The 26,532-nt window shown below is 67.2% G+C and carries 13 protein-coding genes and 2 pseudogenes; 5 read left to right on the top strand and 10 right to left on the bottom strand.

Translation table 11 applies throughout. The features are described from left to right. From AB0950_RS38885 to AB0950_RS38875, 3 genes and pseudogenes are all read right to left on the bottom strand, one after another. Positions 1-125 (bottom strand): annotated as a pseudogene (locus AB0950_RS38885) (IS5/IS1182 family transposase); the annotation flags it as partial. A 79-nt stretch (positions 126-204) separates the two neighbouring features. Beyond that, the gene (locus tag AB0950_RS38880; protein WP_366780626.1) at positions 205-825 is read right to left on the bottom strand and encodes a hypothetical protein; all 621 of its coding nucleotides are present in this window, start codon (positions 823-825) and stop codon (positions 205-207) included. Between the two features lie 49 nt (positions 826-874). After that, the gene (locus tag AB0950_RS38875) at positions 875-1,384 is read right to left on the bottom strand and encodes a hypothetical protein (protein WP_366780625.1); all 510 of its coding nucleotides are present in this window, start codon (positions 1,382-1,384) and stop codon (positions 875-877) included. A gap of 1,057 nt (positions 1,385-2,441) precedes the next feature. Here AB0950_RS38875 and AB0950_RS38870 point away from each other — a divergent pair. Then, positions 2,442-2,852 carry a DUF3710 domain-containing protein gene (locus AB0950_RS38870; protein ID WP_366780624.1) on the top strand — a complete coding sequence of 137 codons (411 nt, stop codon included), beginning with the start codon at positions 2,442-2,444 and terminating at the stop codon, positions 2,850-2,852. A 541-nt stretch (positions 2,853-3,393) separates the two neighbouring features. After that, positions 3,394-4,656 carry a hypothetical protein gene (locus AB0950_RS38865; RefSeq protein ID WP_366780623.1) on the top strand — a complete coding sequence of 421 codons (1,263 nt, stop codon included), beginning with the start codon at positions 3,394-3,396 and terminating at the stop codon, positions 4,654-4,656. A gap of 40 nt (positions 4,657-4,696) precedes the next feature. On the opposite strand, the gene AB0950_RS38860 is transcribed toward AB0950_RS38865, so the two are convergent. The 4 genes from AB0950_RS38860 to AB0950_RS38845 form a co-directional block, all read right to left on the bottom strand. Continuing rightward, on the bottom strand, positions 4,697-5,167 hold the full coding sequence (locus AB0950_RS38860; RefSeq protein ID WP_366780622.1) for a hypothetical protein: 471 nt from the start codon (positions 5,165-5,167) through the stop codon (positions 4,697-4,699). 749 nt (positions 5,168-5,916) lie between these two features. Beyond that, on the bottom strand, positions 5,917-6,663 hold the full coding sequence (locus AB0950_RS38855; protein ID WP_366780621.1) for a hypothetical protein: 747 nt from the start codon (positions 6,661-6,663) through the stop codon (positions 5,917-5,919). A gap of 397 nt (positions 6,664-7,060) precedes the next feature. Further along, positions 7,061-9,865: a hypothetical protein gene (locus tag AB0950_RS38850; RefSeq protein ID WP_366780620.1), complete on the bottom strand. Its 2,805-nt coding sequence runs from the start codon at positions 9,863-9,865 to the stop codon at positions 7,061-7,063. Positions 9,866-10,491: 626 nt separating this feature from the next. Then, positions 10,492-14,829, bottom strand: a complete 4,338-nt coding sequence (locus AB0950_RS38845) for a LamG-like jellyroll fold domain-containing protein (RefSeq protein ID WP_366780619.1) — start codon at positions 14,827-14,829, stop codon at positions 10,492-10,494. Positions 14,830-15,215: 386 nt separating this feature from the next. Between AB0950_RS38845 and AB0950_RS38840 the strand changes: the two genes are divergently transcribed. Continuing rightward, positions 15,216-22,925, top strand: coding sequence for a ricin-type beta-trefoil lectin domain protein (locus tag AB0950_RS38840; protein ID WP_366780618.1), 7,710 nt, complete (start codon positions 15,216-15,218; stop codon positions 22,923-22,925). Further along, positions 22,922-23,224, top strand: a complete 303-nt coding sequence (locus tag AB0950_RS38835; RefSeq protein ID WP_360162724.1) for a hypothetical protein — start codon at positions 22,922-22,924, stop codon at positions 23,222-23,224. The genes AB0950_RS38840 and AB0950_RS38835 overlap by 4 nt, the downstream gene beginning before the upstream one ends. Before the next feature lie 477 nt (positions 23,225-23,701). Here AB0950_RS38835 and AB0950_RS38830 read toward each other — a convergent pair. Next, positions 23,702-23,871, bottom strand: a pseudogene (locus AB0950_RS38830) (IS5/IS1182 family transposase); the annotation flags it as partial. A 644-nt stretch (positions 23,872-24,515) separates the two neighbouring features. Beyond that, entirely contained in the window at positions 24,516-24,746 is a 231-nt protein-coding gene (locus tag AB0950_RS38825) for a hypothetical protein (protein WP_360162722.1), read from the bottom strand. A gap of 324 nt (positions 24,747-25,070) precedes the next feature. Between AB0950_RS38825 and AB0950_RS38820 the strand changes: the two genes are divergently transcribed. Further along, positions 25,071-25,532 carry a hypothetical protein gene (locus AB0950_RS38820; RefSeq protein WP_360163123.1) on the top strand — a complete coding sequence of 154 codons (462 nt, stop codon included), beginning with the start codon at positions 25,071-25,073 and terminating at the stop codon, positions 25,530-25,532. A gap of 278 nt (positions 25,533-25,810) precedes the next feature. Here AB0950_RS38820 and AB0950_RS38815 read toward each other — a convergent pair whose 3' ends face one another. Further along, positions 25,811-26,278, bottom strand: coding sequence for a hypothetical protein (locus tag AB0950_RS38815; RefSeq protein WP_366780617.1), 468 nt, complete (start codon positions 26,276-26,278; stop codon positions 25,811-25,813). Between the last annotated feature and the right edge of the window lie 254 nt (positions 26,279-26,532).

The raw sequence follows: 26,532 nt of genomic DNA, 5'->3' as shown, positions 1-26,532 counted from the left end.
CTCACACCTTCGGGCGTAGATGAGCCAGGAAACGTGCTCAACGACCTCATGCGGCACGTCGAGCATGGCACGATACGGGACCAACAGGGCTCCTGCGTCGAGACGTTGATGAGTGAGATCACCAGCGCAACGACCAGGAGCCCTGCCGCGTTACGGATCCCACCGCCAGCCGACATCACCCGTGAACCACAAGATGAGAAGGGTTCAGTAAGCCTTCTTGTAGTGCGCAGTGACGTCGTTCCGGGTTCTAGTGTTTCCGACAGAGACGATGATGGGGGCGCCGACCTTACTGGGCTTGACCACGGAGACGGGGCCAATGCCGCTTGGCGCGCCCGACGTGGGTCCGGTGGCGTGGGAGGAGTATTCGATGACTTCGCTGTTCACGCCGCAGTACAGGGAGGCGAAGGTGCCCGGCGTCGCCGATGTACTCGTTGCGGTGAGGTAGGGACCGTCAGGCAGGCGGAACGACCCCTCGGAGGGGTTTTTCGGCCAGGCGGCAGTGACCTGGAGTTGGACTGGGCGCGGGCTGTCCGGACGGATAACCAAGAGCCCGCACTTGTGGCCGGTGACGTAGGCGATGAGGTAGTCCGGCCCGCTGCGAACCTGGGCAATGACCCGGCTGCTAGCCGGTGACAGTACCGGGTTGGCTGTATCGGAGACCTTGCCTGTGAGATCGACAGGGCGCAGGGAGTTCAGGGGGGTACCGTGCGCCGGAGCGCTCCGGGTGGGGCTTGCGGCCCCACCCGAAGACGCCGAGCATGCGACGCTGGCGAGGGAAACGGCAATGCCGATAACAACGAATTGAGTTGTACGGATCACCGTCACTCGCCTTCTCTTCTCTACACCGTCACGTCTCTACGCCGTCACGCCGTGATTACTCGTTCCACTGGTTGAAGCATACGCCGACCGGCTTCAGGACACTCCCGGTACCGATCTTCTTCCCGTCGACGATGCTGCTCTCGTTGAAGCCGTAGACGTCGTACAGCGGATATGCCTCGATCGTCCCGAACTTTCCCTTGGGGACGTCGAAAGCGGTCTGGTCCGTGACCGTGTACGTGTGGGTCACATCGAAGCCCATGCCGGCACTGACCGCGCCGGCCGAGATGCTTGCAGTGGCGCTCCACTTCACCGCCACGGACTTCTGGACAGACATGGTCAGGGTGGTCTTCCCCGCGCCAGAGGTCTTCTGGATGACGTTCGTTCCGCACTGCTGGCCCTGATACGACCGGCCCGTGACCTTCACCCAGTCGGCCCTCGGCTGCATCAGCTTGCCGGCGGTGGGGGTCACCTCGACGGCACCGCCTCGCTTCACGACGGTGTGCGCGGTCGGCGTGAACAGCCCGGAGTCACTGGTGGCGGCCGGGGCGGCGTGGTGGTCAGCCACGGGCGCGGCCTGGGCCGTACCGGCTCCGATGACGCCCAGAGCCAGCGCGCCAGTGATTGCCGTTACGGCAATTCTCCCGTTCAAAAGGAAATCCCCCTCAGTGTTTCCACCTCCCCCTAATGGGTGGTGGCTGCGAAATTGAACCTACACACGGGGCAGCCCATTTGGGGACACGTGATCCATATCCTGAGCGAAGCTTGAGGTTTCTGAGCCTGCTTCAACTGGCTAATCAAATATTCTACCTCTTGCTTTTTTGGCCGAAACGGCTCAACCGGCTACCCATGCATGTGGGTAAAATGGAGCATAATGGGACAGTCGAGAGAATCGAGTGTCTGAATATGCTCGGCAAAAGCCGGAGCAACCCTCGAAGCTTCCGCGGCAACGCGATGGGTCCCGCACCTCCGGTGAGGTACGGAACCCATCGCGCGGTCGGCAGACAAGGGGAGCTCCGGCCCGGCGGCAAGGCGGCTTCGCGGGGATACCGCGGGACCTGAGTCCCTTGTCCATCTCGTCAGCGACCTTTACGCGCGCCCACGGCTTGCGCCGCCCACTCCAGTCCACGGTCGGCCAGCCGCTCCAGTTGCTCCGCACTCAGCTTGGCGCGCCCCGGTAATTTGGGTGCGCGACGCTCGCCTTACTCCCATGGGTGCGTAAATCTTGGCCGGGGCTGGCACGTTGGCAGAATCCGGTGTCTTGACGCCCTGATGTCAGGAGGGGGACTCTCCTGTGCGGAGCGGACACAGGCAGCGTCGGCAGCCGAGGGGTGTCATGAGCGAAGCAGCGTTATGTACCCAGCGCTTCACCCGGGCCGGATTTGACTTTTTCGGGCCCTGGGCCGAGGCGAGCGAGGTACGGGCACTGCAGAAGCTGCTGCTGGACGACCGACGACGCTGTTCCGGCCGTCCTGGTGTAGACGCTCCGCCGTGTGCGGCATGAGCACGCAGGCCTTGTCAGTGTCGCCTGGCATGGTTCTGATCACGTTCGACGGACTTTATGACATCGACTGGGCGTCGATGGAGCACGCGTACGGCTCGGCCGAGGAGGTACCGGCGCTGCTGTGGGCGCTGCGTTCCTCGGACGTCGAGGAACGCCGCAAGGCTCTCGACCGCTTCCACGGCGCGGTCCATCACCAGGGCAGCGTGTACCCGCCCACGGCAGCCAGCCTTCCCTTCCTGTTCGAGCTGGCCACCGACAGGGCCACACCCGACCGGGCCGCCGTCCTCCCGCTGATGGTCAGCATCGGCCGGGAGTCCCTCGACCGTGGCTTCGAGGACGAATCGGTTGCGAGGGGCCAGGATGGCTCCTGCGTGGGGTCTACGGAGGGCCGGCAGCATTGGCGGACGCGGTGGCCCCGCGGGCCCACCGCCTCTTCACGCAGACGGTGGTTGACCTTTCGGCCGCAGAGGGTCAGACAGACGCCACCCAGGAGATCACAGGGGTGGAGGTGCATTGGCCGGCCAGGGGATGAGCCGATCGGCGCGGCGCCGGTCCCGTATACGGGACACGATGACGTCGCCGTAAGGATCAACGATGTCCGCGCTCGGGGGATGTCCACAGGCATGCAACCGTCATCTCCTCATCGGCTTCGGCACGGTCGCCACCGGAAAGGAAGCCGGACCGGACAGTTCGGCGCGTGCCTGCATGACCACTTCAGCCGGAGATCGCCGTCACAGCCAGGTGGTTGTTGATCCGAACTGTCCCCGGTCTCAGCACTGTGTCTCGGCCAGTGTGACGGTGTGATCTCGCCAGTCCTGGTGTGTCGACGCGCACTGTTGATCATTTGTTCGATAGGGGTGATGGCGACCAGGTGGCGAAAGAGTTCGCCATCGTGCATGACCGGGGGTTTCGTTGAGTGAAAGACCATGGCTTCGTCGTGTCGGAGTCCGAGCAGCGGTTCTACTGACCGTGGGGGCGTTGACGGGGGTCTCCGCGCCCGGTGCTGCGGCCAGTTCGGGGGAGGGGCGCGTGCGCAGACGTACATGCTGCCCGTCGGTGCCCCAGTGCCAAGCTTGCAGCAGATGCATGACCGACAGCTGCGTGACCGCCTGGCGGACCAGACGCGTCGCCTGGCGGCCGTCAGGACGCCGCTGGAAACGGTCGGGCCGGCGTCAGGCTACGGCGCACGGGCGACAGCACCGGCCGCGACACCCGCGCGGCCGCAACGGTTGTCGACTGGGCCGACCGTGTCGTATCCGGATCCGCCCCACACCATGTCGCTGCAGGAGTGCAAGACGCACATGGCGGGGGATGCAGCCATCTATATCAAGTCGCGGTTCGCGGTGTGTACGGGCATCCAGGTCACCACCGTCTGGACGCGCAGCAACGGCAACCCGATCGGGACCAGTACCTTCGCGCTCTACATCCGCGGAACGGTCAAAGACAATGACCGCACGATCCGCTACGACTACGACGCGACCGACTTCAAGAAGATCAAGACCACGGCCACCAGCGGCCTGCAAATCAAGATCGAGGGATCCATACCCCAGGTCTGGCCGTCCCGGGCCCGCGCCCAGCAGGGCGGTGACCTGCCGGTGACCAAGACGTTCGACCAGTTGCAGCAGATGCCGTCGGCGCACTTCATCCACACCGTGCGCTACGCGCCCGGGCAGGGCACCGGCTCCGGCGCCGCAGACGTCGTCTTCGGCGTCTACCAGCCGGTCGTCACCTCCACCCTGCCGCCCGGCTGGGTCGGCAACAGCCCCGCAGTGGGCAAGCCCGCCATGATCGCGCCGCGTTGGGACGCCGGGAAGTATCTCGGCAACCCCACCGGCGGCGGCAACCCGGCCAACAAGGGCGCAGCGTCCTTCAGCTACGTGGCCACTCTCATATACAGCACCAACTCCGCCGCGCCGGAACGAGGCGTGGCTGCGCACATCAAGAAGGCTTACACCACGCCGGGTGCGACGAAGCCGCCGAACCGCAACAAGAAGATCGCCGGACAGACGCCGTCCGACCCGCTGCACCGGCTATACCTGGACGACAGACGCCGCAAGACCAACCACGCGCGCGCTGTGAGCAGCTGCCGGCGTTACTTCGGCGCCGACTACACCGACCACGGCACCAAGGACTGCGACGAGTTCCCCTTCCAGAGCACCTACGAGGGCTGTGCTCAGGCCGAGTTCGACCCTCACGCGGAGAAGAACAATTTCTCCGTCCTGCCCGTGATCAGCCGACAGAACCAGGACGCCGGCATCCTGCTTGCACAGTTCTACAAGAAGAACCGCATCATCGACGGCATGGACGACGGCTTCCTCATCAAGATCACTTCTTAGCTGGCCGTCAGGCCGGGACCCCGCCCGGGTCCCGGCCGCCTTAGCCAGTGGCGGGCCAGAACTGCACCAGGTAGCGCTCGATGCCCTCCGGCACCCCCTCTCGTGCCAGACGCCGCACTTCCTGACGGCCCTCGCAATACACGCGCACCTGCCACATCCCATCCGTGTCGGACAGGTGCAGATAGGTGTCCCTGGGCCCAGCAGTAACTCCCCACACGGCCAGCTCGCCCGACGGGCAGTGCAGCAGGGCCTCCCCCTGTTCCTCCCAGTCCCCGCGATCATCGGCGGCCGGCGGCTCAGCATCCCACACCTCGGCAGCCAGAGCGGCCGTGTGCGTGTGACCGGCGCTCTCGATGTCCAGGCGCCCTTCATGAACCGTCAGGAACGCACCGCCGGCTTCCCGTCCTTCCGGGTACTCCAGGGGTACGTGAGTGTCGTCTACGTCCTGCAGGGCGAAGCCGTAGTAGTCGACCTCGACGTCCAGTTGCTGCTGCCGGACCAATTCGGCCACTGCTGCCCCCAGGGATCCATCGACAGATGCGACACCAGAAATGATCGTATCGGGCGATCGAGTTCGTCACGAAGGTACAGTGCCTATTGCCGCCTCGGGCACCTGAACCTGCGCTTCCTGCTTGGGGGCCGCCATGAGCGGCGAGATGCCCCGGTGCGGATCGAGCCGCTGGACCTGGGTGCCGCGATGAGCGCGCTGCTGATCGAACGGGGCCTTGGAGCTCCTGGCAGTCGGCGCCACGCTGCGTCAGCGGTGGGCGGGCCGCACGGTCGAACTGTACTTGCGGATCCTCGCGCCCCGGGCCCCGCGGCCGTGCCCGACCCGGATGACGTCTCGTGGCGAACTTTCCGCTACCCGGGCGCCCGACCATGGAGGGGCCGATGCCCACGGCGCGGCGCCCGCCCAGGCGCCCGGGCTCAGATTGATGGTGGCCGGGTAGGCTGCGCCAGCGGCAGCTCGGGTGACGTTTGGACGCGGACGGGTGCCCAGCGGGCAGCGGTCGGTCATCACTCGATTTCTCGCCCCGAGGGGGAGGCGTTCGTCATCACTGACTCTGCCGGGCGCTCCGGCTCGTCCCACAGCGCGCTCGTGTCCGTGTGTCGGCCGCGAACAGGTCGTAGGTCTGCTGATCTGCAACTCGCGTGGGCTGCCACTGGAGTCCGGTGAGGTTCAGGCGGCCGCCCTCGGCGTGCAGCCGCCGGGGCAGCGACATGAGCAGGTGCAGCCGGCCGAAGTCCATCGGTGACGTTTCAGTGTTCGGCGGCGGCCCGGAATTTTTGGGTGAGGGAGGCGATCTGCTGGACGTTGATGCCGGTGGACAGGTTGCTGAGGAGTCCGCCGACGGTCCCGGAGTCGGCCCAGGCGCAGAGCAGTTCTGCGTTGTTCTTTCCGCACCGCACCTTCCCGCCGGCCGAGCCGGGGTTGAAAACCTTGGCGTTGGTGACGCGTGCTCCGGCCATGAGATCGGAGTTCTCGGTGTCTGCAGAGTATTGGGTGAGCTCCTGGGCGAGCTGTGGATCAGCGGTGCTGGTGTCGCTGAAGACTTCCAGCACGGGCTGCGTGGGCTTTCCCGCGGTGGTGTAGAACACGACGGCGTAGTGTTTGGGTAGTTTCCCGGCTATTTGGGTGTTAAGCAGGTCTGCTTGCTTGCCGGTCATCAGTCTGTAGTTGCCGAGGGTGGTCGGCGGGGTGACGGTGAGATGCGTGGGCCCCTTGGCTGCGGCGCTGCCGTAGTCGTCGGACCGGTGCATGTGGGGTGCGGCCATGGCCGTGGCCGCCACGACGATGACCACAGTGCCGATGACGACTCGACGGGTTCGTTCCCGCGCGAGCTTGGCCGTGGCGTCAGGATCCTCGGGGATCGTGACCGGCTTGGGTCGGCGCCATGTGTGGGTCGTCGTCCAGAGGATGACGATGGCGATGGAGGCCAGGATGAACGGGGCGAGGACCTGTCCCGCCTGGTAGGCATCCGAATGTGTGTCGACAGCGGCAAACATGGATCGAGAGCCTAGGAGGCGTGCATGGGCATGTCCATGCCGCCAGGTTTCGGTCTGCTACCGATCATTCTGGTGTATGGCAAACCGTCTTTCACGACCGGAAGGACTCGGGCGAATCGCGCTTGCGCATTCCGCTGTCCGCACCGGCACATCAGCGTTGTGCGCTCCAACTCACCGTGCCAGGAGACAGCCACCGGAAGCGGGCGACATGGCCAACCCAACCTGCGGGGCGGTGAGTCTGAATGGGGCTGGACCTTGCCGGACGAGGACGGCCGTACCAACACCGTCCGCCACGCCTGGCTTCTCACATGGGCATTGTGTCGGGTCCCGGTCCTACCCTTCACGGGGTCGCGGCGTGCGCGGCCCCGTGTGGCGCATGGCAGCGGTCAGGGCTTGGTCATCGTGCGGTTGTGGTGGTGCCGGTGGCCCACAGGGCTCCGCCCTTGCCGGGGCCTCCGGTGTTTTTGTAGACGACGAGGTTGCCGTCGTTCTGCATGTACGCGTAGGCGTCGGAGTGGCCGCTGGTGCCGGTGGCCCATAGGGCGCCGCCCTTGCCGGGGCCTCCGGTGGGTTTGTAGATGACGAGGTTGCCGTCGGTCTGCATCTCGGCGTACGCGCCCGGGTGGCCGGAGGTGTGGCTGGACCAGATGGCGGCGCCGTCACGTCGGCGGTACATCACCAGGTTGCCGTCCGTCTGCATCACCAGGCGGGTGTAGGTGCCTTGGGTCCACCAGCCGGGCTTGAGGGTGGTGCCGCCGTAGACGGTCTGGGACCGGGCGTAGGTCCCGCTCGCCCACAGCGCATAGGTGCTCGCCTTGCCGTAGACGACGATGTTGCCGTCGTCCTGCACGGTGGCGTACGCGCCCGGTTGGCCGTAGGTGTGGCTCGACCACAGGGCGCCGCCCTTGCCGACGCCGCCGGTGCTCGTGTAGACGACGAGGTTGCCGTCCGTCTGCGTCACCGCGTACGCGCCGGAGTTGCCGCTCGTACCGGTCGACCAGACCACCTGGCCGCTGCCCTTGCCGGTGTTCAGGCGGGCGACGAGGTTTCCGTCGGTCTGCATGGTCAGCGTCATCGTGGAACTGCTGAGACTGTGCCCGGACTCCAGTCGTTGTCCGGGGAATATGAAGGTCCCGGCGGCGGGCGCGGGGGTCGATGCGGGGATGTGCGGGTCGACCAGGTGGACGTTCTTCCCGCTGTCCAGGTAGGCGATGCCACTCTGGTATTTGTCGACGGCCCAGGTCACGCGGCGGTCGTCGGTGACCGGCCCGGCGGGCAGGTCGGCCAGGTCGGTGGTGGTGGCGGTGTCGGTGTGCACGTCGGTCAGCGTCAGCTTGCCCGCCGCCGTGTCGTGCTCGACGACGAACCCGTCGCCGAGCTGGGCGGGATGGGCGGGTACGGGGATGTCCTTGCCGGTGGCCAGGTCGTGCAGGCCGGCCGGACCGGAGGGTCCGCAGGACCAGTACACCCAGTGCTGGGCGGCGGTCTGCAGCTCGCTGGGCACGCACGGGGCGTCGGTCGCGACGGTCTGGACGGCGCGCCGGGTGGTGAGGTCGATCTGGGTCAGCGTTCCGGCGGCGGGTCCGGGGACCCACATGGTGGAGCCGGACAGTGCGGCGGCGGAGACGGGGCGGGTGAAGAGCACGTGGCTGGCGCCGCCCATGTTCGCGTCACCGATGTACTGCTTCTTGGTGGAGGCGCCGTTGTAGACCACGTAGGGGCCCTCGGCGTCGACGAGGGTGCCGCCGGTGGCGCCGGGGGTGACCATCACTGCGGAGTCGTCGGGAGACTGCACGGTGACGGCGTCGCCCTGGCTGTTGGCGTTCGGCCACAGCTGCGAGATGTTGCCGTCGCCGGTGGCGATGGGCGCGTTGCAGGTGGCCGTGGTGTCGCAGTGGGTGGGGGCGAAGGGGGAGCCGAAGTTCTGCTCGGTGCCGTAGGAGGGTGGGGAGCCCGGTTGGACGCTGCGGTCGTAGACGAGGTCCCCACCGGCGGACGTGCGCCGGACCGTGAACAGCTTGCCGTTGCCGAGGGTGAGCCCGTCGATGGGGGCGGGCATGGCGGGGTCGGAGTCCACGGCGGTTCCCGTTGGTGTGCCTGCCGACCCGGCGGTGAAGCGGCGGGCCGCCCAGTCGGTGACCGACGAGCCGCCCACGACGACGGCCCCGTCCGGCTCCTGCCTGACGCTGTGGGTGATGACGTGGTCCAGGACCGGCGTCAGTGCCGTTGAGCCGGACAGGGGCATCGTGTAGAGGGGGTAACCGATCGCGTCGTCTGCGCTGGACGGGCCGGTGTGCGACGCTGCGTACGTGATCAGCAGGGAGTCGCCCGCGATGCCTACTTGGTAGAGGGTGCTGTCGTACGTGCTGCCCAGCGGTGCCGGCGGGACCTGGATGGTGTTCTCCGTTGCGCCGGGGGCGGAACGGGACACGACGTGGACCTGCCCCCCTGAGGTGGTCCCGTCGGCGCCGTACGACGAATACCAGGCGATGTACGTGCTGGACAGCACGGCCCGGGCGCCGGAGACCAGCGGCCCCATGATGGGCGTGACCGCACCGGTGGCCAGGTCCACCAGCGCCAGCCGGTTCTCTGTCGTGGCGTTGCTGCTCTCGGTATAGCGCAGGACTACCGAGTTGGCGTCCCCGGCCATCACCACGGCCTGCAGTGCGGCGCCCGCAGGCCAGCCCGTGACCGGTGTGTCGGTCTGCTGCCCGTCCGATACACCGAGCACGTGAAAGCCCGTCACCGTTCCATCTGTTGCCTTGGTGACCGTCAACAGACGCGAGCCGAACGTTCCGACGTAACTCTGACCGGCGCCGGGCTTGATGGTCGTGGTCGTATCCGAGTCCATGTCGTGCAGCTGGTAGCCGTCGGCCGACGGTGTCGCCACCACGTCGGCACCCGCGCCCCAGTACCCGGGTGCCGGGTTGGCTGTGGTGACCTGCGGTACCGGGATGTCCGGTCCGCCCGCATACTTCGTCCAGACGAAGGCGGTCTGGTTATCGGACTGGTGTAGGAAGCCGCCGGTGCCTGCGAAGACGACGACGTCCTTGGGCGGATTGCTCAGCAGTGCGGCCGGTATGACCGTCTCGTCTGCGCTGTCGGCCGAGGCCGTCGCCGTGGTCAGGGGCAGCGCCCCCGTGGCGAGGGCGCATGCCGCGGCGACCGCGATGCATCCGCTCCTCAGGGTGTGCTGGGCCACCCGTTCCTCCTTGGGAGTGAGCCGGACCGGGCCCCCGTGCAGGGTGCCCGGTCCGGTGGTGGTTGGTGTGGGGTGTTGTTACTGGTCGGTGTAGCGGCGGGCGGGTGCGGCGAAGCCGCAGTCGCCGTTGCTGTTGGCGGTGAGGGTGAACACTGCCGGAGTCGGGGTGGCTTAGTTGCGGCAGTGGGTGGCGTCGGGGGACCTTACGGCGAGGAAGGCGACCCAGCCGGGTCTGCGCACGCGGCTGCGGCGCCGCTTCCCACTCCAAACGGACATCGGTTGACCCCTTGTCAGAACAGCGTTGCACGTTGCCGCAACCGGCGCAGAGGTGAACGCGTTCTGCACACGTGAGGTGACAGGTTTCCATGGCAGGGACATGGACGTGAAGAAAGAGCCGTCAACAAGATCGCAAAGAGGTGGCCCGGTCAAGAAAAGAGTGCGCCAGTTGTCGCGTCGTCGATGACCCGCATCGGTGCGTTCGGTGATCGAACGGTGCGCCGATGAGGAACGGGAACGCATCCGGGTGGGCTCTCTGTCGGCGACTTCGGTGGCGCTGTACGTCCCGATCGCGGGAACCGGAGCGGGCCCCGGCTCTGGGTGAGTCGGAGCCCGCATGAGGTGGTTGTTCAGCTGAGTTGTGTGTAGGGGGTTTGGTCGTAGTCGAGTGCGCTGATTTCGGATGGGGGGAGTGCGGTGTTGTAGAGCTGTACGTCGCTGATGTCGGCGTCGGCGTATTCGCCGTAGGTGCCTTGGTAGAGGCGGCGGCCGATCTGGACGGGGCCGGTGGCGGGCCAGGGGGTGCCGGCGAAGGTCTTGGTGGCGGTGAGGGTGCCGTTGACGTAGAGGTTGAGGGTGTTGGTGGGGCCGTCGTAGACGCCGACGAGGTGAGTCCATGTGCCGGTGGTGGCTTTGGTGCCGTACACGGCGGTGAAGTCGGTGCTTGTGGTGTTGTCGTTGTGGCGGCTGAAGGCCCATTTCTGGGAGCCGGAGGAGTAGTACAGCTGGTAGGCGTTGGCGTTGCCGGCGCTGTCGGACTGGGAGACGAAGGTGGAGTTGTTGGTCAGGCTGTTGAGCTTGACCCAGGCGGAGACGCTGAAGCTGTTGCTGTCGGTGGTGGTGCCGTCGGCGGGGTCGGTGTGGGTGCCGGTGGGCAGGGCGCTGGTGGTGCTTTGGGCGTAGCCGGTGGTGCCGTCCAGGCTGAGGACGGTTCCGCGACTTGAGTCGCTGGTCCAGGCGGCGGCGCCGTTGAGGGCGGCGTCGTTGGTGCCGATGGAATCGGCTGCGGTGCGGTTGGTGTCGTCGTTCAGGGGCCAGGCGGCGCTTGCGGTGTTGTAGTAGCCGACTGTCACGGGGGAGCCGAAGGTGGCTGTGCCGTTGGTGTCGGGGGCGGCGCCGGGGTATTCGATGAGTTCGCCGGCGGGTGTGGTGGCATACAGGTCGGGGTAGCCGGTGGTGGTTCCGTTGAGGTTTCCGGGCGAGGCGACGGTGGGGTAGTCGCTGGTCGGGAGGGTGAGGGGGAGCGCGGTGGCGGCGTTGCCGGCCCAGTTGCTTGGCGTGCTGGAGGTCCAGTTCTGGGCGTTGGTGCCGTTGCAGGTGTGCAGCTGCAGCTGAGTGCCGGTGGTGGTGGAGGAGTTCGGGTCGTCGAGGCACTTGCCCGACTCGGGGTTGACCAGTGAGTGGTTGGAGCCGAGCGTCCACTGCTGGGCGCCGGTGCCGTTGCAGGTCCACAGGTCGATCAGGGTGCCGTCTGTGGTGCCGCTGTGGGTGACGTCCAGGCACTTGCCGAGCACGCGGATGGAGCCGTCCGCGGCGGGTGTCCAGGACTGGGCGAGGGTGTTGTTGCAGCCCCAGATCTGGATCTTGTTGCCGTTCTGGGTTGCGGAGTGGGAGTCGTCCGCGCACAGGGTGGAGCCGTCGGCGGCGGTGAGAGCGGAGGTCAGCGTGGAGGATGCGGGTGCTGTCAGCAGTGGGGGAAGGCCGTTGCTGTCAGTGGTGAGGGGGAAGGTGTAGAGGGTTCCGGTGTTGTTGTCCCGGGCCCAGAGGGTGGGGGTGCTGCCCACGGTTCCGGGTGCGATGAGGGTGAAGTGGGACCAGTCGCCGGTGCCGAGCAGTACGGGGGTGGTGCTGGTGGTGCCGCCGGTGGCGGGGCCGAGGTAGCTGCTGTCCTGGGCGGAGCCCTTGTAGAGCCAGAGTTGTTTGCTCTCGAGGGTGATCAGGTCGGGGTAGCCGGTCTTGTAGACGTCGCCGGGGGCGATCATCTGGGTCACCGAGGACCAGTCGGTGGCGTTGTAGGTGACGCAGTTGGTGGGGTTGTCGGCGGTGGGCAGGCACTGGGGTTTGTCGAGTGGTCCGTAGACGTCCGCGGTGTTGGTGAAGTGGCCGGCTGTGCCCGAGGAGGTCGCGCCGTCGTTTTTGTAGACGTACAGGTTGTGGCTGTTTGTGTTGTAGGCGAACAGGTCGTCCAGGCCGTCCTGCTTGAGGCTGCCGCGGTGGGTGATCAGGTAGTCGCTCCAGCGGCTCTTGCCGTCGGGGCTCTGGGACGCGGTGGAGGCGAGGGTGGGGGAGTTGCCGGGGTCGGTGTTGCCCGGCAGGAGCATGAGGTCGCCGTTCTTGGTGGTGCCGAGCAGATCGGGTACGCCGCCCCCGTCGAGGTCGCCTGCGGCGACCTTGGTGGCCGGGTTCCAGGGGGCGTAGAAGGTGTAGGTGGTCGGCAGGGCCTGGGTGTTGCCGGCGTGGTCCTGGGCTTGGACGTAGAGGGTGTGGGTGCCCCATGTCGTCGGCTTCAGCGGGATGGATGCGCTGGGCGTGCCGCTGGAGTTGGCAGTGGCGGTGACGTAGTCGGGGCAGTTGACGGCCGGCTGTGCGTCGAGTGCGTAGCAAAAGCGCCAGACGTCGCTGGATTGGCAGGTGCCGCGGGTGCATCCGGTCGGCGTGGGGTCGCTGCTGGTGACGGTGATGCTGCTGGTCTGACCGGCGTACCCGGTGGGGGCTTGGCCGCTTGCGGAGGGCGGGAACACCGTGCTCGGCGCGGTCACCGAGGGCTGGGAGGGCGGGGTCAGGTCGACCTTGAAGCCGCAGGGACTGCTCCAGGCGGAATAGTTGATTCCGTCGTAGGCGCGGACTTGCCATCCGTACTGGTGGCCGTCCTGCACCGTGGTGCCGATGTTGATGTTCACGGTGGTGGGAGAGGCGACGTAGTTGCTGTGTGGTGTGGCGACGGTGGCCGCGTTTCCGCTGCTGTTGGCGGTCTGATCGTCCCAGACCGTGTAGTCGGCCATGACGTTCTCGCCTTTGACGTTGGAGGTCAGCTTGGCGTTGAGCGTGATGTCGCTGGTGTTGCCGTCCTGTGCCGTCTGGCCGATCCAGCCGCGGGTGCTGCTGCCGCAGTTGGCGCCGGAGGGGTTCTGCGCGTCCGGTGTGGTGGCCTCGCCGGTGGGGGTGTCGGGCGGGATGTCGTAGGTGGTCTGGATGTAGGGGTTGGTGGAGTACCGCATGAAGTCGATGTCGCTGCTCGAGGAGTCCTCGTCGCCGTACAGGCCCACGGTCCAGGTGGAGTCGTTGTCTGATGCGACCTTTGCGATCTTGTCGGTCACCGTGAAGGTCACGTCTTGATCGCCGCAACTGGTGGGCTGGCTGGCGTAGGCGCCGTTGTAGGCGCTGGGCGCATTCTTCGTGCCGATGGTGGAGACCACGCTGGGCTGGGTGTCCCAGTACATGCCGGAGGTGATGCGTCCGGTCCACTTCAGGGTGAGGGGTGCGGTGTGCGTGCAGCCGTAGGCCTCGGCGTAGGTCTCCGTTAGATGCATCTCGGACTTGATGATGTCCATGCTGCTGCTGAGATTGCTGGTGTCCAGCTCGTAGAAGGTGCGCTCGGCGCCGATGCAGTCGCCGTTGGACGAGGCGTAGCGCTGGTAGCCGACTCCTTCGCCGAAGCGCTGCGGGTAGTCGTACTCGTGGGAGCTGGCCGAGGAGGAGTTGCAGCCGTGCTGGGCCTCGAAGTAGTGGTTGGTGGTTTCGCTCGGTGCGACGCCCGGGTCGATGTACACCGGCCAGGTGGTGCTGGTGTCGGTGAGCATGGACGGGTCCGGGGTGAGAGTGAGGCTGTTGCTGGTGGTCGTCATGGTCACCGGCGCGACGTCGGCTCCCGGCGCCGGCCCGCCGGGGGACGAGGTGGTGGCCGTGACGTCGTCCAGGCGCATGGAGGCGGGCTGCGGACCGGCTGTTGTGGTGGTGGAATCCCACATGATGGGCGCGCTGGCGGTATAGGCGGTGGTGCCGTCCGCCGCGCTCGCGGTCATCCCGCCGTCGGGCGAACCGGCAAGCGTGAGCCCCTGGGTGGTGGCTGCCAGGGTCAGCCGGCGCAGATCCGGATTGGCGGCCGCCGTGGCGTCGTGGACGATCAGCACGTCGCTGAAACCGCCCTGGTCACTGATGGTGGCTTGAAGATCCACGCCGGGCAGGACCGAAGCGTACGTTGCCGTGTTGCCGCTGACCGTCGGGGTCGGCAGGGTGAACGGCACGGTGAGTGAGAGGCTGCGGCCGGCCGGGTCGGTGAGGCTGACGAGAGGACCGCTGCCGCCGCCGGAGAGGGTGACGCCATTGGGCGTCGCGGCGGGACTGAGCGAACCGTCGGAGTTCTTCGCCAGGGAGGCATCCACCGGTGTCCAGGCGTCGTTCTTCATCACCCGCACCGGCTGGACGAACTCGGTCGTCGTGAGCGATCCGTCCGGATTGGCTGTGGTGGTCGACGTCTGGCTGGTCAGTGAGTCGACCGGGACGGATTTGCCGGTGGTCTGCGCCTGCATCAGGGCGCTTTGGGTGGGGTTGCCGGGGGCGAAACCGCTGCTGTCCGCGGCGGCGGTCGGGGCGGCCCCGAGGGCCAGCGTGCCAAGGACCGCGATGACGGCCACGTGGTGCGGCGCGGTGCGCCATCGCCTGCGGCGCAGGTGCGTTCTTCCCCCCATGGGAACCCCTTCGAGGTGTGGATCAGGGACGGGTGTCCGGTCCGACGAGGCATCAGTGACGTACGCGTACGCGGGTGGACCGGACGTGTCCCCGCGGTCCTCGCCCGGCGCTGAAGGGCGAGATGTGACGGAAGCGGCCGCAGTTCCTGGCGGTGCCGCCGGCACAGGGTATTGCCGAACTCATGTCTGATCAATAAGGTTCCTCCGTTTCTACCGTCATCGCGCCGTTACGGGTTCCTTACCGTTTCTTCACCTTGGGGCGCTTGGTAAGAGGGGGCTTCGAGGTGGGTTCTGGCGTGCGCTGGTTCGCGACCGTGCGCAGACGGATATGGGGGCGTGGGCTGACGGTGGCGACGGCAACCGTCGCCGCTTCCACGCTGGTTGTCTTGGCGGCCGTCGCTCAGGGGGTGCCGGAGTATCACTACGACGGCAAGCTGTGGAGCGCCGCCGGGCCGACGTACAAGACGCCCAGCGTCGGCGGGCACCCCCTGGCCAGACGCATCCCCGCGACACCGAAGACGCCCAAGCCGTTGCGGACTTACCGGCCCGCCCTCCCGGCGTGGCCCAACGCCGGCAGCAGCACCATCACGCTGGCCAAGAGCACCAAGTCCTCTGCCGCCACCTCAACTGCGAAGCACAAGGCCGCAAGCGGACCTGTGGGCCGCCCCGTCCGGGCCGGCAAGCTGCCGGTGTGGGTCGCTGCGGCCAAGCAGGCGGGTAAGAAGCACGGTGTGGCCCCGAGCGCGCCGGCCGCGGTGCGCGTGCAACTGGCCGGCCATGCTCAGGCCCAGGCGGCCGGAGTCGACGGCATGCTGGTCGGCCTTGCACGGGCCGATGGTGCCGCCTCGTCGGGCCGAGTCGCTGTCACTCTCGACTACTCCGCCCTCGATAAGGCATACGGCGGCGGTTTCGCCTCCCGTCTGCACCTGGTGTCCGTACCCGGTTGCATCCTGACGTCGCCCCAGAAACCGTCCTGCCGGGTGCGCACCCCGCTGGTCTCCACCAACAACCCGGTCGCCAAGAAACTCACGGCGACCCTCAACCTGTCTCGCGCAACGACCTCCGGCACAACCGGCACAGCAACGCATGCCAACGCCATGGCCGGCTCCGCCTCGATGGCGCCGATGACCGCCGTCGAGGCGATCTCGGGAACCTCCGGCTCGCAGGGCGACTACACGGCCACCAGCCTGAACCCCTCAGGCAGCTGGAACACCAACGGAACCGGCGCGTTCACCTACTCCTACCCGATCGCCGTGCCGCCGTCGCTCGGCGGTGCCGCCCCTTCCGTCGCCTTCTCCTACGACTCCCAGTCCGAGGACGGCGAGACCTCCGCCCGCAACTCCCAGTCCTCGTGGATCGGTGACGGCTGGTCGTACTCGCCCGGCTTCATCGAGCGCTCCTACAAACCATGCAAGCAGGACGGCATCAGCGACTCCGCCGACCTGTGCTGGGGCGGCTGGCTCGCCACCCTCTCCCTGGGCGGCCACTCAGGAACCCTGGTCCGCGACGACTCCACCAACTCCAACACGCCCACCGCGACCCAGACCTGGCACCTCCAGGGCGACGACGGAACCAAGATCGAGGAACTCGGCGGCGCCAACAACGGCCTGTGGAACGGCGAGTACTTCAAGGTCACCACGACCGACGGCACCGCCTACTACTTCGGGCGCAACCACGCCCCCGGCACCACCTCGGACGCGGCCACCAACAGCGCCTGGGGCGAGCCGGTCTACAGCCCCAAGTCGACAGACCCCTGCTACGACTCCGGTCAGGGCAAGGACTCCCAGTGCACGATGGGCTACCGCTTCAACCTCGACTTCGTCGTCGACCCGCACACCAACGTCCAGCGCTACACCTACGCCACCGAGACCAACTACTACGACCGGGGCGGCGGCCAGGTCGCCGCCTCCGGCGGTTCGGGAACCCTGACCAAGTATGTCCGCGGCGGCTACCTGACCGAGATCGACTACGGCTACCAGCTCACCGACGAAACCGCCGGCAGCAAGCCCGGCGCGCGCGTGCTGTTCAAGACGGCGCAGCGCTGCCAGACCTCGTCGACCTTCACCGACTGCTCGTACGCCAACCTCAACGACAAGACCGCCACGAACTGGCCGGACGTCCCCTACGACCTGAACTGCGCCTCCACCGACACCACCTCCGGCACCGGCTCCAACGTCTGCCTGACCACGGCCCCTTCCTTCTGGTCCACCGACCGGCTGGACTCGGTCGTCACCCAGGTCAACGTCGGCGGCACCCTGACGGACGTCGACACCTATCAGCTCACCCAGACGTACTCCGACGCAGGCGGCACGGTCGACCCGGTCACCGGACAGTCCGGCAAAGACGCGGCCGACGAAGGCGAGCTGCAGTCGGTGATGTGGCTCAGCTCCATCCAGCACACGGGCGACGACACCACCGGCGGCGGCAGCACCAGCCCGATCACCCTGCCGAAGGTCACCTTCCTGGGCACCGAGATCGACAACCGGGTCGACGGCGGCAACGAACCGGCGCTGTTCCACCCCCGGATCTCCTCCGTCACCACGGAGACCGGCGAGTCCATCGCCGTCACCTACAGCGACCCGGACTGCTCCCGGCTGAACAACACGATGCCGTCGGCGCCGGATGCCGACACGATGTCCTGCTACAACGTGTACTGGACCATCCCCGACGGCGTCACACCCGTCTCCGACTGGTTCAACAAGACTCGGGTCAAGACAGTTGTCGTCTCGGACCTGACCGGTACCGGCTCGCCCGCGCAGGTCACGAACTACACGTACTCCGGGCCTGCCTGGCATCGCGACGACTCCGAACTGACCGACGACACCTACCGCACGTGGGACCAGTTCCGCGGCTATCGCACCGTCACCGTCACCACGGGAGCGGCCCCCGATCCGATCACCCAGAAGACCACCACGTACCTGCAGGGCATGGACGGCGACGTCCGCGCGGACGGATCCAAACGCTCGGTCAGCGTGACGGACAGCGTCGGCGACACCGTCACCGACAGCGACTGGCTGAGCGGAACCCCGCTGGAGGCCGACACCTACACGCAAGCCGGCGGCAGCGTCGTCGCCAAACAGATCGACCTCCCGCAGTCCTTCACCACCACGGCGACCCACAGTGCCGGCTCTTCACTGCCCGCCGTCGTCGCCCGCATGATCAAAACAAGCCAGCAGCGGGCCTACGGGCTGCTCGCAGACGGCACCTGGCGTGAGGCCGAGACCGACACCTCCTACAACGGCAACGCGCTGCCCACCAGCATCGACGCCAAGGGCGACGTCAGCTTGGCCTCCCAGGAGAAGTGCGCCACCACCAGCTACGCCACCCCGCCCAGCGGCAACCCGATGATGCTCTCCTACCCGGACGAGATCCTCACCGTCGCGGGCCCCTGCAGCACCACACCGGGCACCAGCACCACCGTCTCCGACAAGCGGATGTTCTACGACGGCGACGGCACCGTCGCCAACGTGGGAACCTTCGGTCACCTGGGCACCGCCGGCGACCTGACAGCCACCCAGATCATCACCGGCTACAGCAGCGGAACCCCCACTTACCGCACGACGCAGGCGACTGCCTACGACACCTACGGGCGCGCCATCCAGGGCCAGGACGCGGACGGCAACACCACCAAGACGACCTTCACCCCCACCACCGGGCAGCTGCCGACCCAGCTCGTCACCACCAACCCGCGCACCTGGACCACCACCTCCGTCATGGACCCGCTGCGCGGCCTGACCCTGACCAGCACAGACCCCAACGGCCGTACCACCACCATCGACTACGACGCCCTCGGGCGCCGCACCGCGCTGTGGCTGCCGGGACGCCCGACCTCGCAAAGCGCCAGCAGAACCTTCACCTACGCCGTCAACGGCACGGCACCTATCACCGTAACGACCAACACACTGCGCGACGACAGCAACTACAGCACCGCCATCAACATCTACGACGGCATGCTGCAGCTGCGCCAGACGCAGTCCACCACCGCCAACAACCAGGCCGGACGGCTGATCTCCGACACCTTCTACGACAGCCACGGATGGGCGCGGAAGGCCAACAGCACCTACTACGAGAGCAGCACCTCCCCGACGACCACCATGTGGGTCGCCGACGACAACCAGGTGCCCTCGCAGCAGGTCACCGTCCACGACGGGCAGGGACGCACCACCGCCACTCAGCTGTGGTCCAAGGGAACGCAGCGGTGGCAGTCCACCACCGCCTACCCGGGCGTCGACCGCACCGACACCACCCCGGCCTCCGGCGGCACGGCGACCTCCTCCTTCACCAACGCCCTCGGCCAGACCACCGCCACCTGGGCGTACGACGACACGGCCACGCCCACCGGCAAGGCATCCGACGCGGTCGTCACCAGCTACACCTACACGCCCGCCGGACAGGTCGCCACGATGAGCGACAATGCGGGCAACAAGTGGACCTACAGCTACGACCTGCTCGGCCAGGAGACCAAGCAGACCGACCCCGACACCGGCACCACCACGTTCGACAAGTACGACGATCTCGGCAACCTGCTGCAGACGACCGACGCCCGCGGCCAGATCCTCTCCTACGCCTACGACAACCTGGACCGCAAAACCGCCGAATACTCCGGCGCCTGGTCCGCCACCCCGGACCCGAGGAAGGAACTCGCCTCCTTCAGCTACGACACCCTCGCCAAGGGACACCCCACCTCCTCCACCCGCTACGTCGGCGGCACCGGCGGGGACGCCTACACCCAGGCCATCACCGGCTACACCACCGACTACCAGCCCACCGGCGCCTCCACCACCATCCCGACGTCAACCGGCTTCCCCAGCAACGGCACCGGCACCAACTCCAACACCTACACCGTCAACTACCACTACACCCCGGTCATGGGGCTGCTCTCCGAGGCCGACTACGACGCGGACGGCGGCCTTCCCTCCGAAACCGTCGGCTACGGCTACGACCTGCAGGGCCTGCTCGACGGATTCGGCGGCACCAGCACCTACCTCGACACCACCGACTACACCCCACTCGGCCAGGTCAAAGACACCAGATGGGGACTGTACGGAGAACAGGTCGAACCGACCTTCTTCTACGACGACGCCACCGGCCGTGTCACGCAGTCCAGCGTGAACCTGCAGACCAGCGCCACCTCCGCGCTCGACGTCACCGACTACCGCTACAACCAGGCAGGCGACGTCACCGCCGTCTCCGACGCCCAGGCCGGCGGCACCACGGACACCCAGTGCTTCACCTACGACCACCTGAACCGACTGACGACGGCCTGGACCGACACCGCAGGCCTGACCACGGCCGGGGTCGGCAGCACCGGCGCATGCACGACCAGCACCCCCTCGGCCTCCAGCATCGGCGGCCCGGCTCCGTACTGGCAGTCGTACACCTACAACGCCCTCGGCGACCGCACCCAGCAGGTACAGCACGACACCGTCGGCAACACCGCGAACGACATCACCCAGACGGCGACCTATCCCGGCAACGGATCCTCCCCCGCCACGCTCGCCAACGCCGCCACCAAGATCACCACCACCGGGCCCGCCGGCACGGCCACGATGACACCGGCCTACAACCCGGCCGGCGACACCACCGGCCGCACCGTCACCACGGCAGGCCCGCTCGTCTCCGGCCTGACCCGCTCAGGCACCAAGCTGTGCGTCGACGACTCCTCCTCCGGCACCACCGACGGCAACAAGATCGACCTGTGGACCTGCAACGGCAGCAGCGCCCAGCAGTGGACGATCGGCACCGACGGCACCGTGCGCGTGCTGGGCAAGTGCCTCGACGCCTCAGGCGGCGGGACGACCAACGGCACCAAGACCGACCTGTACACCTGCAACGGCAGCGCCGGCCAGCAGTGGAAGGCCGGCGCCAACGGCTCCCTGGTCAACACCGCATCCGGCAAGTGCCTGGACGACCCCTCCTCATCGACCACCAACGGCACCCAGCTGCAGATCTGGACCTGCAACGGAACAACCGCACAACGCTGGACCAACGCAACGACCGGCGCTGTCCTGCCCGGCGCCACCCAGTCCTTCGGATACGACGCCGAGGGCCGCACAGCCTCGGTGACCACACCATCCGGCGGCAAGGACCAGACCACCAACTACCTCTACGACGCCGACGGCAGCCTGCTGCTCCAGACCACACCCACCAGCAAAATCCTCTACCTCTTCGGCGGCGCCGAACAGCTCACCCTCAACACCAGCGCAGGAACGGTCAAGGGACAGCGGTACTACCCCGGCCCCGACGGCATCACCGAGGTCCGCTCCTCCGACGGCACGCTCACCTACGAAGTCTCCAACGCCCAAGGCACGGCAACCGAAGACCTCGCCGCCTCCAACCTCGCGGTCACTCGCCGCTACTTCGACCCCTACGGCAACCCCCGCGGCCCCCAGCCCACCACCTGGACCGACAACCACGGCTACCTCGGCAAACCCGCCGACCCCACCACCGGCCTCGACCTGCTCGGCGCCCGCAACTACGACCCCCTCCAGGGCCGCTTCCTGACCGCTGACCCCCTGATGGAGGCCGGCGACCCGAACCAGATGAGCGGCTACTCCTACGCCGGCGACAACCCCAGCACCGGCAGCGACCCCAGCGGCCTGCACCTGGCATGCGGTGACGGCCCGGAGGACATCCCCTGCCCCACACACGGCTCATCCGGCGGTACGGACTACTCCCCAACCACAAGCGGGGGAGGAGGCGGTGGAGGCGGTGGCACGACGACCTCCAGCGGAGGCACCACAGCAGCTCCCTCCAGCGCCCCAGACTGCAACGTAGCCTCGAAATTCGGCTGCGATGTCGCCAGAGCCCAGCAAATGGCGGAAAACGAGCCGCCAATGTCAGGAACACTCCGCGACAACATAGCCGGTTGGCTCGACGGGGCCATCAACCTGATTGAGCAATACAACCCCGGCTGGGCGATGGCCAACGTCCCCCACGATGTGGGAAACGGGATGGCCCCCGGCATCGCGGGTCCGCCGACGTACGTACAGCCGCGCCACGTGATCGCGCATGTCTTGCACGCGAACATCAACACGGATGCGTACAAGGCCGGCGAAGCAGAGGCAGTCCTCGCGACGGTGGTAGTCACCGACGGCGGCGACGCCCCAGAGGCGGCCGCCGCAGCCGTGGCCGACGCTGCTGATGCCCAAGACGGCTTGGCGGCCGCGGCCGAAGTCAAGAACGTCGTCAGCGAGACCACTGGAGAAGCCACAGCAACCGCCGCAACTCCCAGCGAACCCGCCACCGGCGCCTCCGGCAGCGGCGAAGGCGGCTGCAGCTTCAGCCCATCGACCCGCGTATTGCTGGCGCACGGTCGGACCAAGGCGATCGCCGCCGTCAAACCCGGTGACAAGGTAGAGGCCGGCGACCCCCAGACAGGCAAACACCGAGGCCCCCGTACCGTTCAGCGCGTGTGGATCAACCACGACCACGATCTCCTCGACGTCACGATCCGCACCAAGGCGGGGCACACTGCCACCCTTCACACCACTGCCAACCACCCCTTCTGGGACGACACCACCCACAGATGGGTCCCCGCCGGCAAACTCCACCACGGCGACGCCCTGAACACCGCCAGCGACGGTCATGTCTACGTCACCACGACCCACATCACACCCGGCACCGCAAACCGATGGAACCTCACTGTTCAGGAACTCCACACGTACTATGTTGTGGCGGGCGGCGTGCCGGTCTTGGTGCACAACACCGGTGAAAGTTGCGCGGTGGGTGATGACACTGCAGAAACACCGACGCCTCAGACGCTCTATCACTACACAACAGCAAAGAAATTGGATCTGATTCTCGACAGTAATGAGCTGTGGGCATCTACTAAAGCTGCCAAGCCGCAAGACGCCAAGCTCGGAGACGGCCAGTACCTATCCGATATCGTTCCTGGAACGAAAACGCAAGGTCAATTGGCGAGGGCTTTCTACGGCACTCCATGGGGTGGACAGAATTTCACGCACTTCATTGAGGTCGACGTTCGAGGGCTGCAGCTGGTAACTGCACCCGATCGACCTGGCGTCTTTCTCATACCGAACGACGGCCCGTTGGACCTCACTGACAGACTCGTGAGATACGGAACGAACCAATGAGCAGTTTCTTGAAGGTTGTGTGGCATCATAGCCACCCTGACGAGCCCGTTTTGCTGTACAGCGAGCTTGACAGCGAGCGCTACGAGGTGCGCAAGGTTGAGGTCTACCGGGATGGCCGACGAGGCTTTGCGGACCAGTCCAGATCGGTCGGCGGTTCCATGCTTGGCGAGATTCCGGCACCCACTGTTCCCGAATTTGCCGATGAGCCCGAAGACTTCGAAGCGTCAGAGATTAGCGAGGCAGAGTTCGAGTCGCAATGGTCTGCAGCGGTCTCGGCAGATGGCACGATTCAGGAATAGGGTACGAGCCCTCGACCTGTTATAGGTCTGTGCTGATCGAACCTGCCCAAAATCGGCACTGTAGGAAGATGTCGCCGAATTGCATTCCATGGCGGGGGAGGGTGGCGCAGATAGGTAGTTCGGCATCATCGCGATGGCCCCCACCGGAATCACCCTTCCGGTGGGGCCGCTGCGGTGTCTGACGGCAGTAGTTGACGGCAATGTCAGCGGACGGGTGCTGCACAAGTCGGCGGAGCGTCTCCGTTGTCGGCGTCGCGGAGCAGCGTTGAACGGGAGTGCGCCGCCTGCCGCACGGACAGGCACCCCAGCGCGGCACCGGACTGACCTGACCAGCGCCACGAAGAAAACACCGCGCGCGGACAAGGGCCAGCCGCCCGGCACTGCGCCGGGCCGGTACCGCTCTTCGGGGCCTGCGGCTCACCCTCGGCAGTGGACCGCAGACGCCCGAGATGCCGCGTCGGACCCTAAGACCGTGTCCTATGCGGTGAGGCGGATGAGGCGCTTGTAGCAGCACAGGGCAGCGGCGAGGCCGAGAAATGCCAGGTAGTTGCGGGGATCGCGTTTGTAGCGGGGGCTGAGTCTGCGGTAGCCGGAGAGCCACGACATGGTGCGTCGGTGACCCAGCGGCGTCGCCGCTCCCTGTCAGCATCACCACCGAAGCAGGGAGACTGCAGTGACACTCGCATCCGGACTGAGCCGACCCTTCACCGGGCGACGCCTGCGCGGCGCCGCCGTCGCCACCGCGGTCATCGCCTCGTCCGTCCTCGGACTCACGGTCGCGGGCGCCGCGCCCGCGTCGGCGGTCACCTCCACGGCCTGCACCCACCAGGTCCGGCTCGACACCCGGGTCACCGCCACCGTCAACTTCCGCACCGGCCCCGGCACCGGCTACACCAGCACGGGACTGCTCATGAAGGGCCAGGGCGTCTACTGGGCCTGCTACCGAGGCAACTGGGGCTACGTCAAGCCCTACTACGGCGCGCACAAGGGCCAGTACGGCTGGTCAGCCGCGACTACATCGCCGTTCCGATGCAGACCGACTAACGACCAACGCCGTCCGCCCCGCGAAGGCCCGCCCCTCGGCCTGCAGCCCGTATGCCGAGGCGCGGGCCCGTTGCGCTCTCAACAGCGCCCCGCCGGCGCCGACGGCCGCCGGCATCTCCTGCCGGCCCGCCTGAACACCGCCGGAGCCGTCACAGCCGCCTGCGTCGGCCACGTCGCATACAGCGGCGCACGGCTGTCCGCAGGTGTAGGGACACGGCAGGGCAGTGTCCATGGCTCGGGCAGGGGACTACCGCTTAAGTCGCGCCTCGGCCTTGGCGCGGTACTTCTCGAACTTCTCCGGCCGGTAGCGCTGAAGCCACAGCACGTTCAGCACCGACAGGCCCAGCAGGAGCAGGACACTGAGGGCCCAAGCAGCCGTCACCTGCCAACTGCGGTGCGCGACCACGTTCGACAGCACCGTGAAAGCAAGGAGACCGGCCGACATCCACGCCTGCCGTATCCACCATCTTCGAGACATGCCCGCACCCTAAGCGGCCCAGAGGCAGCCAGCGATCAAGGAGACGCAAACCCTCACCCGCGGCCTCCCGGCCCGAGGACGGCGACAACGGCTCGTCACGCTGAGAGGGCGTTTGAAGTAGGCAGATTGCCCTTGATGCCCTAGTACGTTCCTCGCCAGGTGGGAGTGGTCCTCGGAAGTCGAGGTCCCACCTGGCGTGGAGAATGCCATCAAGGGACGAGTCATCTACGAGTTGCGGAAAGTCGGCCGCATCGGCCCGAAGGGTACCGAAGACATCTCGGGAGACAAGTGGAGGCGACCGCCTCTCGCCGCGGAAGGTTGCAAATGAAGTACGTGACGGCCGTTTGGGACGATGGCGGGTTCTACGTCGATCCGAGGGCCTACCTGGCCGAACTCCCGAAGTTTCGCGATCAGCTGCCAGTCGGGGCAAGGGAGTTCGCGTCGGATCCGGCGCATTATGCTCTCGGGCACGGCAATGGCCGCTGCGTCAAGGATCTGGAATTGTCCGGTATCCAGGTGGCCACCGACAAAAGCGGAGGGCTGACCTTGGAATTTGCCCCGAATCAGTGGAAGCACGACGCCGGGCTGCGCATCAGCTACTCAGGAGTGACGCACTTCTCCATCGACTATGAGCACTCCATTGACTGGATGCTGGTCGACACCGTGCTCCTCGACGAGATCCTCCCGGGCGAAGACGGGGGTTGCGTGCACGAGATCGCGCTCACCGACGCGTCGATCACCGTACGCTGCAAGGACCTGCGAGCCGTTTGGGGAGACGTGGGCTGAGGAGCCTGGGCGCCTTTCTCCGGGGCAACGCCCGCGTCCTCACCTTTACTGGTGCCGACACCTCGTTCAGTCTTGTAGTACGACGAACTTAGCCTGTTGGACCATGAATTCGCGGGTCCCCTCATCCGGCCACCCCGGCCGTACCCTGCCCACCGGCCCCGGCGCCCCCGACGGCCCGGCCCCAGGCGCTACCGGGGCAGCGGCCGGGGGAGCGGCCGGGGCTGTCACCGGCGCCAGGCCTCCAGCGCCCTCCGCCAGCTTCCCGGCCGCCAGCCCGCCTACGCGCGCGCTCTCCCGCCGCTCCGCGCCCGGCCCGCCTGCCGCGCCCGGCCCGGGCCCTTCACCTTCCCCGGCACCTTCTGCGCCACCTCACCCGAGCCGACCTCGGCCGCCACCTCCCGGCCCAGCCGCCGCAGTTCCTTGACCCGCTCCACCCCGACACCGAGCCGGTGCGCGCACCCGGCCACCGTCTCCCCGGTCTCACCCATCGCCAGCACCACCCGAGCCGCCACCGCCCGCGCCTCATCGATGCGCACCCGCCCGCGCTCACGCACCTGACGCACTTCCTCCTCCACCGCGGCGGCCACCGTCTGCTCGTCCTCCACCGCCAGCTCGAAGTCGGCCACCAGCTCGTCGAACTCCGCCTCCCTGCGCAGCCGCACCGCCTCCGCCTCCGCCGCCGCCCGCCGCTGCTCGGCCATCCGCGACGCGGCACGCTCCAACGCCGCCTTCCGCCGCGCCAGCACCTCGCTGCTCTTGCCCCTACTCTTGCTCCGGCTTCCCGCCACCACAGCCACCTCCCGGCCGCCCGGCCCCACCCGTCGCGGGACGCGCCCACACCGGCCAACCGGACCGAGCCACCAACGTCCCAGGCGATAGCACGGCCCACGCCGCGCCCGGTCCCGCGGGAGTGTAAATCTAACGGCGGATCCGACGATCATGGGAGAGACGTCAAGTGACTGACACCGCCGTGGAGTTGGAGACCGTGGAGCCTGTCGAG

It is taken from the genome of Streptomyces sp. NPDC007189 (assembly GCF_040703635.1).
Taxonomy (GTDB): domain Bacteria; phylum Actinomycetota; class Actinomycetes; order Streptomycetales; family Streptomycetaceae; genus Streptomyces.
The sequence above is the reverse complement of the archived record's forward strand: the minus strand, read 5'-3'. Positions and strand labels throughout refer to the sequence as shown.

Coding starts and splice junctions, on each gene's coding strand:
- AB0950_RS38855 (WP_366780621.1), bottom strand. CDS start 6,663: ATGTTTGCCGCTGTCGACACACATTCGGATGCCTACCAGGCGGGACAG.
- AB0950_RS38845 (WP_366780619.1), bottom strand. CDS start 14,829: ATGGGGGGAAGAACGCACCTGCGCCGCAGGCGATGGCGCACCGCGCCG.
- AB0950_RS38835 (WP_360162724.1), top strand. CDS start 22,922: ATGAGCAGTTTCTTGAAGGTTGTGTGGCATCATAGCCACCCTGACGAG.
- AB0950_RS38825 (WP_360162722.1), bottom strand. CDS start 24,746: ATGTCTCGAAGATGGTGGATACGGCAGGCGTGGATGTCGGCCGGTCTC.
- AB0950_RS38820 (WP_360163123.1), top strand. CDS start 25,071: ATGAAGTACGTGACGGCCGTTTGGGACGATGGCGGGTTCTACGTCGAT.